The sequence below is a fragment of the Runella sp. genome (assembly GCF_027484545.1).
Taxonomy (GTDB): domain Bacteria; phylum Bacteroidota; class Bacteroidia; order Cytophagales; family Spirosomataceae; genus Runella.
The window spans coordinates 1-10,377 of record NZ_JAIXST010000336.1 but is presented as its reverse complement, the minus strand read 5'-3'; the positions used below and the strand labels follow the sequence as shown (position 1 = coordinate 10,377).

Here is a 10,377-nt window from a genome sequence, read left to right as displayed (position 1 = left end):
TTCCCGAGAAATTGGCAATCTCTTTCAACAATTCCATAGTAAGCTTATGATTTTTTTCGATTTGATTTTTGATATTGAGGCCGCAAAAGTAACTCTTTTTCCGGAAAGAATAAACTTGCTCCGACGAAACGCTGACTTTAAGTGAGACGTGAATTGTATTTTTGGCGATTCACGTTGCACAGGGATAGAATCTAAAAACGCTCCAAAAGCAAAGGCCGTTGGAGCGTAGATTTTTCAAAATGGCAAATGAGTTACTTACGAGTCTTAGTTACTGTTTTTCCATCCGAGGTGAGGGTGTAAGTGCGGTCGCAGGTTCCGTCACCGTAGTCAATGACCACTTTTGATTTGCCAGTTCGTTCTATTTCGACAGTTCCCGCCACGGGAAAAATACCGCTGATGCCTTTGCAAGCTACTTTAATCGTAATGGCTTTAGTGATGGCAGATGCAAAAGTTTTTCCATCGCTGCCCGTCGCTGTTGTATTTCCCGTCACAATGATTTCATCGTCATTTACATTTAGCAAAGTGCCTTTGTTGTCTGTTTTACGGGTTTTTGTACTGTTAAATTGAATCGTTATCCCGTTTTCGGTCGTGATAGTGGTTTTGGTAAAATTCTCTTTAGTGACAAGGCGGCCGTTTTCAAGCACCACATTGACGGTATGTTTGCCGTTAATCGTACGAGGTCCACGCTGAAAATTTTCGTACGTGATGGTTTGAGTAAACAAGCCGGTGGCGTTATTGTCGGGTTTGAGAGGTATTTGGATGGTCATTTTGCCACCTACTTTCTTGCCATCACATTCCTTTGCCGCACCATAATCAACGACGATAGTGATGATGCCGTTTGATTCGCTGCGGGTAATGGTGGCGCACTTGTCATTTTTGAGGGGACGTTTGCCCGGGTTTCCGATTCCTGCGCTGTCCGTTCCCATTTCACCCGACTCACGTAAGGTGGAAAATCCGCCAAACAGGTCTTCATTATAAGAAAAAACAGCCTCAGTTTCTTCAACAATCATTTGATTGTCATCATCTGCCGTAAGTTCTTCCTGCGGAGATAGGTTGCCGGAATTTTGATTACAAGCCACCATCGTCAATGCCAGTATACTGGCTGATACTGCACTTCTCCAATTCATTTTAATTTTCATGGAACTTTTGTTTTAGGGTTTAACATTTGTTTTGTGACTGTTTCTCGCAGCAATTCTCTGTGGGAATTACATAAGCTTAGAGCAGAGAACCTGCTTCAAGGTTTAATGTCCCATTCACAAAATTTAACAAATGATGTTGTCGCCCGAAGAAATACGCCGATACAGCCGCCACCTGCTGATTCCTGAATTTGGTACGGAGGGGCAATTACGCCTCAAAGCCGCTAAAGTAGCGGTGATTGGCTGCGGTGGATTAGGAAGCCCGATTTTGCTGTATTTGGCAGCGGCAGGTGTAGGTACTATCGGGATTATAGACGGCGACCGCGTGGACGAAAGCAACCTTCAGCGCCAAGTATTGTACGGTACGGAATCAGTTGGGAAACCCAAAGTGGAAGAAACCGCTAAACGTCTCCAATCGCTAAACCCTCATGTTAAAATAGAGGCTCATTTTGAGCAACTTACTTCGCAAAATGCCTTGGAGATTTTGGTGAATTATGACTTATTGATTGATGGTTCAGACAATTTTCCAACGCGATATTTGGTCAATGATGCCTGTGTGTTGCTGAACAAACCTTTGGTCTACGGCGCGATTTACCGTTTTGAAGGACAGGTAGCCATTTTCAATTACCAAAACGGTCCCAATTATCGCGATTTGTTTCCTAAGCCTCCGTCGCCCGAACTGGCCCCCAACTGCGCCGAAGCCGGTGTGTTGGGTGTATTGCCAGGCATTATCGGCAGTTTACAGGCCAATGAAGCCATCAAATTATTGGCGGGTATCGGAGAGCCTTTAACGGGTAAATTATTTGTCATGGATGCCCTGACGCTGACTACCCGTATTATCAGAATTCCACGGATGCCCGAGCGACCCAAAATTGTAGAATTGATTGATTATGACGTATTTTGCGGTGTAAAAATACCTGAATCCAAGGACGAAATTTCCTCCGAAGAGTTGGAAGAATTGTTGAAATCAGGAGTTGATTTTCAACTCATTGACGTTCGCGAAGCCCACGAATATGCCATTGATAATTTGGGTGGAGAATTGATGCCCCTGTCTCATTTAGAAGATTTTGTGGTAAACATCAGCCGCGATAAATCGGTCGTAATTCATTGCCAGGGCGGGATGCGCAGCCAAAAAGCGATAAAGCAATTGCGTGAAGAATACAATTTTAACAATCTGAGAAACCTGACGGGAGGGATTGCCGCATTTCGAAAAATAGTTTAGTTACCGTTTTTTAAAATGAATACCCGATTTTTTCTTACTGCCGACGGCTCACATACCTTATTTAACGAAACCCTCAATGCGTATTATCATTCTATTCATGGCGCGTTGAGAGAATCGCAACACGTTTTTATCAATCTTGGTTTAAGGGAAGCACTGAATTGTTATTTGTCAGAAGACAGCAATGGAAACTCTGAAACAAAACCTGTGGTGACTATTTTTGAAATGGGTTTTGGGACGGGACTTAACGCAGTCCTGACATGGCGCGAGGCCGAAAAAATGCAGGTGCCGATTCATTAGTACCTCAATCCGTTTTGACGCCATCTATTACGATGCTTTTGCCCTGGCTGCTCAACCCGAGCTCTGGACACAGGAAATCTTTGAGAAATTGACTCCATGGCTCAAAACTGGGGGTAATTTAACCACGTATTGTTCAAAGGGGTACGTAAAACGTAATCTGAAAGCCGCTGGATTTACCGTTCAAAAACACCCTGGCCCGGGTTATAAACGGGAGGTATTGCGGGCAATTCGGAATTGATAGAAGATACAGCTTAGCTGTAAGCACTCACGTAGCTTTGAATTGTACCAAGATATTTGTGGGGTAAGGAAATGCTGATTCCCTCAATTTTACATTTGACTGCATGTTGAAAAAAGGAATGACTTTCCTTCCATTCTTTCAATTGGCTCCATGGTAGCAGAAGCGGTGGATGTCCTATCTTGAAAAGCGGCATGACGTGCAGATACATTCCTTTTTCGGTAAATGCTACGCGTAAAACGCCGTTATAGTTGGCGACGCCAATGCGGCCATATACCCCCCTATGAAATCCATCCGTCAAGGGTTCGGTTTTGTAGTGGGCAGCTAAGAACTGCCAGCCGCTTACATAAGAAATCAGGTAGATAATTCCCGACCAAAGAAGAGGGAAAAATAGGGAAAATCCCGCGACAATTGCTCCTATCATCAATGCATCTTTCATATCTTTAGCTGGCTAAACGTTGGATTTTTGTAAATAGACTGAATTTTTTGGAAAATAACTTACGCTTACGGCGGGCAATGGGAAGACAGAGTCCATTGGTCATTTGAATTTCGTATTCTGCAAAATTGCAATGCTCAATGGCTTCCAAATTTACTAAATAGGATTTATGAATCCGAGCAAATAATTCACTGTCAAGTTGTTGATTGTACTCTTTGAGTGTTTTGGCAATCAAAAATTTACGCCCGTCTTTCAGATACACATAGCAGTAATTTACATCGCTTTGAATGTAAAGTATCTCAGTAATGGGTACTGTTACGAAACGATTCATAAACGGTAACGTGATTTTTGGAACGGAAATCTTAGTACGATACACTTTTACGAAATTGGCGGCGGGTGCAGTAGCGAGCGTATTCATAGACAGAGAGTTATTTTCGGTTTTGGTTTATGATTCAAAACTACAGCGAACCAAAATCCCGAAAAACTACCGATGAATAACTGGCGGCTTTAATAAAAAGGTGGCGGGCTTGGATGTATTTTTGGTAATTCGTTACTTTGGTCTGTTAGCTTTCTGATATGACGATGTTGAATAGATTCTGCGCATGGTTATTTGTTTTCTGCGGATGTTTTGGGATGCTGCGAGCGCAGGTGTTTCAAAATGTGTGGGTAGAAAATTTTGATAACCGCAATGGCCTTACCCAAAATACGGTCTGGAGCATTACGCAGGACAATCGGGGCTTGTTGTGGATTGGTACCGATGATGGTTTACTTAGGTATGATGGCTACCAATTTAAAGTGTATCGCTCGGTCATAGGGAAAACCGAAAACGGACTTTCGGGCAACAGTATAAGAAATTTATATTACGGCAAAGGACCTTATTTGTGGGTCTCCACCTCCGGAGGGCTTTCCCAGCTCAATTTATTGACCGACTCCATCAAAAACTTCTTCCCTGCGGTTCGAGTTCGGCGCATTATTCCGCGAGACAGCAACAGCTTGTGGTTGGCTACCAATAAAGGACTCTGCTATTTTGATGTCAAACACGAACGCTATTTTTATAAAGTCCCCAATCAGAATGTACTGAATGTGGTAGACTTAGGGGATGATAAAATTCTTTTTACAACCTATGAAAAGTGTTGGGTTTTAGATATCAAACGCAATCGTTATTATCCTATACTGAACAACTTATCGATAGCTGATGGGATATGGACTATTATCCGACAGGGAAACCGCTTATGGCTTGGAGTGGAAAATTTTGGACTATGGATGATAGACGGTAAAACATTTCAGGTGATTCGGAAATATGATTTCAGGAAACAATTTCCCGCGTTGGGCAATTTCCCTATTCGAGATATTTACGAAACCCGAAATGGTAAAATATGGATAAGTATTCATGTAGGCTTACTTTGTTTTGACCCCGTAACTGAAAAATTGGAATTTTTGCCTTCCGACGTTGAATATCAGCGATTAAACAGTCTAAAAGGCTCGCCGTTGAATGATATTTTTGAGGATGCATCAGGTCTGTTATGGGTAGGTAGTAACAACAGCGGCATCAATAAAATCAATTTACGCTTAGAGAAATTCCGAACCATCAACCAAGACAATGGCCTGAACTATAATTTTATTTTGTCTTTTGCCGAATCCGGTAACAAACTGCTTATTGGCACGGATGGAAAAGGCATTAATGTTTGGAATCGAAACACAAATCAATTCAGCGCTGTAGAAGTCAAAGAAAAGCAGCAAAATCGAGTATTTTCGATGAGCGAAGTCCAACCCGGCCTGTTTTGGTGCGCTACTTTTCAGGGTTTGCTTCAATTTGACAGTCGACTTCAAAAATATACATCACCTGCCCCTGAGCATAGAATATTGTTTGATTCGCTGCAACGAATTCCCGTTCGAAAAATTTATCGGGATAGCCATCAACGAATATGGATGGGTACCGAGCAGGGAATGTTTACGTATGATTTTAATACGCACCAACTTACCAATTGGTTAAAAAAGAATGAACAGGGCAATTTAGTAAGTTCATTCAAGGAAGATAAAAACGGGACGATTTGGATAGGAAAACGGGATGGTTTACAGGCCTATTCCTATCAAAAAAACAATTTTAACTCCGTTCCTCTCTCGATTCCAAACGCTAAAATTGCCTTTGAGGACATCAGTGACGTAAATATCACCTGAGATTCTTTGTTGTGGCTGAGCAGTTATCAGTTTGGAATCGGGAAATACAATCTCAAAACCAAACAATTTAAACTCTATACGACAGCCGATGGATTGCCGAATAGTATCGTGTATGGCTCACTTACAGATGCACAGGGCTATCTTTGGATAAGCACCAACATGGGACTCTCGCGCTTGGATCCTAAACGCGAAACGTTTACTAACTTTGATGTGTATGATGGCCTCCAAAACAATGAATTCAATGGAGGTTCTTACTTTAAATTACGTTCCGGTGAAATGGCTTTTGGGGGCGTAAATGGGTTCAATATTTTTCGCCCCACAGGACTCCAACGAAAGGGAAGTCAGTCTAAAGTAGCGATTACCGACGTTAAAATCATGAATCAATCGGTCAATTTTGCCGACCAACCTGCATTGGAAATCAGCCATAAGCAAAATTTCGTTTCATTTGACTTTGCCGCTCTTGATTTTACTGCTCCTCAAAAAAATCAGTACGCGTATCAGTTGGAGGGAGTGGATAAAAATTGGATTTACAGCGGCAATCGTCACTTTGTGAGTTATTCGCAAATTCCTCCCGGGGAATATACCTTCAAAGTAAAAGCCAGTAATTCGGATGGCGTGTGGAACGAGAAACCCACGACGCTTCGCCTGATTGTTGCTGCTCCCTTTTGGGCCAACGATTGGTTTCGGTATTTGGCCATTGGGTTGGGTATTGTAGGGCTTATTGGATTCTTTACGAGTCGTATTCGTACTATTCAGGAACGGGAGAACGAAAAAGCTAACCTAAATCGTCAAATTGCCGCCTTGGAAATGAAAGCTTTACGGGCACAGATGAATCAGCATTTTATATTTAATTGCCTTAATTCCATCAACAATTTTATCCTGCACGATCAGAATCACCAAGCCTCCAAATACCTTACGAAGTTTTCTAAGCTGATTCGACAGATTTTGGACAACACCGATACACCACTCGCTCCTGTGGAACGCATTGCTACTTTTATGACGCTGTATGTGGAACTGGAGCAAATGCGTTTTGGTACGAATCGGTTTGATTTTGACATTATTATTGACCCTGATATTGATTCTCACGAAACGGTATTCCCAACCATGATGATTCAGCCGCATGTTGAAAATGCGATATGGCATGGCCTCATGAATAAGTCCGAAAAAGGCAAAATAACCATGGCTTTTCAGCGAGAAAGCCCGCATTTGGTTTCTTGTACGGTGGAAGATGATGGGGTAGGACGTATTAAATCGCGGGAACTAAGCCATAGACTCTCGCCAAGTCAGAAGTCAAAAGGCACTCAAAATGTGCTGGAAAGCATTGAGACTTTCAACCGTCAATACAACACGGTCGGAGCCAAAATTATCATTGATGATTTGTATAATACTCAAAAACAGGCAGTTGGAACTCGCGTTAAAATTGTATTGCCTGATTTAGCCCAAACGAAAAACTAACTACTCAAAAAGGGCGTATTTACGCCGCTATGTTATGCTTAAAGCTCTTATTGTTGACGACGAACTCATGGGGTGTCAGGCACTCAAAAAAATGCTCGAACCCTATGCCAACCAAATTTTTGTATTGCAGTTTTGCCATTCGGCAGAAGAAGGGATACAGGCCATTCAGGTATTGGCACCCGATTTGGTATTTCTGGACATTCAAATGCCCGGGAAGAGTGGCTTTGATATGTTGGATAGTTTAGAAAAAATCAATTTCGAAGTCATTTTTACGACAGGTTTTGACCACTATGCCGTCAAAGCTTTCAAAATCGGTGCGGTGGACTATTTGTTAAAACCCGTCGATATGGACGAATTGGAAACGGCGATTCAACGGGCGACCGAGCGAATTCAAAACAAGAAACCGTCGGCTCCCAATGTAGAGGTACTTCTTCAAAATCTTCGGGGAGGACAGTCAGAAAATATGCAGATTGCCCTCCCGACGCAGGAAGGAGTTTTTTATGTGCCTATCAAAGACATTCTGCGCTGTGAATCGGATGCCAATTATACAATGTTCTATTTTGTGGGGCGTAAGAAAATTATGGTTTCTAAAAACCTGAAAGAATACGAAGAATTGCTTTCACCTTATCATTTTGTGCGGGTACACAACCAATATTTGATAAATCTTAGACACGTCAAAAAATACATCAAAGGCGAAGGGGGTACCGTTGTTATGAACGATGATGCTCAAATCGAAGTGGCCCGTCGCCGAAAAGACGACTTTCTGGCCGAATTAGCTAAGTTGACGATTAGGTAATTGACTCAATAACTTGTTTCATCCAGTTTTACTTTTCCTCGAAAAGTCCAGAAAACAAAAGAGGTATAGAATAGATACCCACCAACGGTACCCCGATTGCGGCAAAAGTAAGCATGATTTTGAGTGATTTATCGGTAGAAGAACCGTTGTAAACCGTGATGTGCAAAGTAGGGTCAATGGTAGATAAAATAATATTCGGATACAGACCCACTGCCACCAAAATCATCAGCATGGCCGTCACAAAAGCGGAGGAAAGGAAGGCAAAGAAGTACTTTCGGCGAGAAATCTGTCGAGTAATGTTGGCTACGGCTAAAATGGCCAATACTGGAAACGCAAACATATAAGGCACTTCTTTGTAGCGGGCCACCATGTGAGGGATATAAAGCAGCGTAGCTACGGAGGTAAGTGCAAACATCAATACAAAGAAAATGGTGGTGTTTTTAACTAAAATAGTAAGCTTGGCGTAGAGGCGGTTTTCAGTTTTCATCACCAAATAAATAGCACCGTGCATCATAAACAACGCCAGCGCCGTCACTGAAATAAGCAATGAGTACGGGTTGAAAAGGTCAAGTAAGGTACCTTGATAGGCATAATTTTGGTCAATGGCCAAACCTTGGATAACATTGCCTAACACCAATCCCAACGACAGAGCCAATAAAATACTCGAAACGCAATAGCTGACGTCCCAGAGCCTGCGCCACCAAAGCATCGGCTCCTTGGAGCGAAATTCGATGGAAATGGCACGAAAAATCAGCATAACCAAAAAGACCATAAACAACTCATACAAAGCCGAAAAGATGGTCGCATAAACGACCGGGAAGCCCGCAAACAGGACGCCGCCGCCAATCACAAGCCATACTTCGTTGCCATCCCATACAGGACCAATGGCGTTGAGAGCAATACGGCGGCTTTCTTCTTTTTTCAAAAACAGATGCAAAGCCCCTGCGCCTAAATCAAAACCGTCCAGAATAGCGTAGCCACTTAAGACGGCTCCAAGCACTAAAAACCACCACGTAGGCAAGTCAATACCGAATATCGTTTCCATCAGTTTAAAATGGGGTTATCGCGTCTGGAATTATCAGGAATTTCTTCTGCGTGAAAATCAACGGGACCATGTTTGATTTTTTTGTTGAGTAAATACAAAAACAAAACAAACAGCAACGCATAGACGAAGGTGAACATAATTAAAGAAAACCATACCTGTTCCGCTCGGAGCGATTGCGAGAGAGCATCAGAAGTGCGTAATAATCCATAAACCACCCACGGTTGTCGTCCTACTTCGGCCGAGTACCAACCCACCTGATTTCCGATTTGCGGCAGTAATACCGACCAGATAAAAATCTGTAAAAGCCATTTTTGCTGAAATAATTTTCCTCGCCACCATAGAAAAGAAGCCAACAGGGTAAGCCCAATCAGCGTCATACGGATGGCTACCATGATATGGTAGGTTTGAAAAACAAAACCAATGGCCCTGTCAGAAGGGCGATTTTCTTTCGGAAAAGCATTCAAACCTTTAACGGGGGTTGTGAAATCTTGGTGAAGCAAGAATGTCAGACCGGCGGGAATTTTTAAACCCGTTACTGTTTGATTTTTGGCATCTGCCCAACCGAATAAATACATATCGGCCACAGCCGATGAATCATAATGTCCTTCAAACGCCGCTAATTTGGCAGGTTGATTATGAGCAACACCATCAGCCGAACGGTGCCCCGTAAACAGCTGTAAAAGAGACGCCACAGTTGCCACCGTTAAGGCAATTTTGAATCCTGCCCGGGCGATTTCGAGGTGACGTTTCCGTAAAATATAGTACGCATTCACGCTCAAAACCAGAAAAGAACCCGCCAAAAATGACCCAATAATTACGTGAGAAAGTCGGTTCATGCTGGAGGGATTGAAGACCATTTCCCAGAAATCAGTAATGACCGCTCGGGCTTTCATGCCTTCTCTTTCAATTTTGAATCCTGCGGGAGTTTGTTGCCAGGAATTAGCCACCACAATCCAAATGGCTAAAAACATCGAGCCCAAGGCCACCATAATGGTAGAAAAGAAGTGCACTCTCGGACTTACCCGATTCCAGCCAAAAAGTAAAATACCTAAAAATTCGGATTCGAGCGCGAAGGCAAAAATCCCTTCTGCGGCTAAGGCACTGCCGAAAATATCGCCTACGTAACGTGAATAAACGGCCCAATTGGTGCCAAATTCAAATTCCATCACAATGCCGGTAGCGACTCCAATGCCAAAAATCAAGGAAAAAATCTTAATCGAAAAACGGGTCATTTGCTCATAAATGGGCTTCCCGGTGCGGAGAAACAGACCTTCCATAATGACCAGAACAATGCCTAAACCAATGCTGAGAGGAGGGTAGATGTAATGAAAAGCAATGGTGAAAGCAAACTGTATGCGAGAGAGAATTTCTGTATTCATAAACGTGCTGTAAATGGTGCTTAAAAGTACAAGTTAACCGTTATCTGTTAATCGTTAACCGTTAACGGCTCAAAATTAAACCCGCTGTAATATTTTGTGTGTTAACCCTTTTGTCCTGTTATTTTTGTTTTCAAAATCACAATTATGGCAAAAGTAAAAATTGAAATCACAACTGATATAGGCGAAACTGTTTTAGTG

The 10,377-nt window shown here is 42.6% G+C and carries 11 protein-coding genes; 6 read left to right on the top strand and 5 right to left on the bottom strand.

Features of this window, described 5'->3' with window-relative positions; translation table 11 throughout:
• Window positions 1–251: 251 nt before the first annotated feature.
• Window positions 252–1,139, bottom strand: coding sequence for a hypothetical protein (locus Q0081_RS30025; protein ID WP_298362314.1), 888 nt, complete (start codon window positions 1,137–1,139; stop codon window positions 252–254).
• A gap of 133 nt (window positions 1,140–1,272) precedes the next feature.
• Between Q0081_RS30025 and moeB the strand changes: the two genes are divergently transcribed.
• The 3 genes from moeB to Q0081_RS31740 are packed head-to-tail and all read left to right on the top strand — an operon-like array spanning window position 1,273 to window position 2,893.
• Window positions 1,273–2,358 carry a molybdopterin-synthase adenylyltransferase MoeB gene (gene moeB, locus Q0081_RS30020; RefSeq protein ID WP_298362317.1) on the top strand — a complete coding sequence of 362 codons (1,086 nt, stop codon included), beginning with the start codon at window positions 1,273–1,275 and terminating at the stop codon, window positions 2,356–2,358.
• Between the two features lie 15 nt (window positions 2,359–2,373).
• Complete coding sequence (locus Q0081_RS31745; protein WP_310586544.1) at window positions 2,374–2,655, top strand: hypothetical protein; 282 nt, start codon at window positions 2,374–2,376, stop codon at window positions 2,653–2,655.
• Window positions 2,651–2,893 carry an MnmC family methyltransferase gene (locus Q0081_RS31740; protein ID WP_310586546.1) on the top strand — a complete coding sequence of 81 codons (243 nt, stop codon included), beginning with the start codon at window positions 2,651–2,653 and terminating at the stop codon, window positions 2,891–2,893. The genes Q0081_RS31745 and Q0081_RS31740 overlap by 5 nt, the downstream gene beginning before the upstream one ends.
• Window positions 2,894–2,906: 13 nt before the next feature.
• On the opposite strand, the gene Q0081_RS30010 is transcribed toward Q0081_RS31740, so the two are convergent.
• Both Q0081_RS30010 and Q0081_RS30005 read right to left on the bottom strand, forming a co-directional pair.
• On the bottom strand, window positions 2,907–3,329 hold the full coding sequence (locus Q0081_RS30010; RefSeq protein WP_298362311.1) for a hypothetical protein: 423 nt from the start codon (window positions 3,327–3,329) through the stop codon (window positions 2,907–2,909).
• A gap of 4 nt (window positions 3,330–3,333) precedes the next feature.
• Window positions 3,334–3,744, bottom strand: a complete 411-nt coding sequence (locus Q0081_RS30005; RefSeq protein WP_298362308.1) for a LytTR family DNA-binding domain-containing protein — start codon at window positions 3,742–3,744, stop codon at window positions 3,334–3,336.
• A 164-nt stretch (window positions 3,745–3,908) separates the two neighbouring features.
• Here Q0081_RS30005 and Q0081_RS30000 point away from each other — a divergent pair, with 164 nt between their 5' ends.
• Genes Q0081_RS30000 through Q0081_RS29990 form a run of 3 tightly spaced genes read left to right on the top strand, consistent with a single transcriptional unit; the run spans window position 3,909 to window position 7,755 of the window.
• Entirely contained in the window at window positions 3,909–5,504 is a 1,596-nt protein-coding gene (locus Q0081_RS30000; protein ID WP_298362306.1) for a two-component regulator propeller domain-containing protein, read from the top strand.
• 6 nt (window positions 5,505–5,510) lie between these two features.
• Window positions 5,511–6,959: a triple tyrosine motif-containing protein gene (locus Q0081_RS29995; protein ID WP_298362303.1), complete on the top strand. Its 1,449-nt coding sequence runs from the start codon at window positions 5,511–5,513 to the stop codon at window positions 6,957–6,959.
• A gap of 34 nt (window positions 6,960–6,993) precedes the next feature.
• Window positions 6,994–7,755, top strand: a complete 762-nt coding sequence (locus Q0081_RS29990; protein ID WP_298362300.1) for a LytTR family DNA-binding domain-containing protein — start codon at window positions 6,994–6,996, stop codon at window positions 7,753–7,755.
• Window positions 7,756–7,783: 28 nt separating this feature from the next.
• Here the strand turns inward: Q0081_RS29990 and cydB are convergent, their stop codons facing one another.
• Window positions 7,784–8,800, bottom strand: coding sequence for a cytochrome d ubiquinol oxidase subunit II (cydB, locus tag Q0081_RS29985; protein ID WP_298362297.1), 1,017 nt, complete (start codon window positions 8,798–8,800; stop codon window positions 7,784–7,786).
• Window positions 8,800–10,179, bottom strand: coding sequence for a cytochrome ubiquinol oxidase subunit I (locus Q0081_RS29980; RefSeq protein ID WP_298362293.1), 1,380 nt, complete (start codon window positions 10,177–10,179; stop codon window positions 8,800–8,802). Before Q0081_RS29980 ends, cydB begins: the two co-directional genes overlap by 1 nt.
• Window positions 10,180–10,377: the final 198 nt, after the last annotated feature.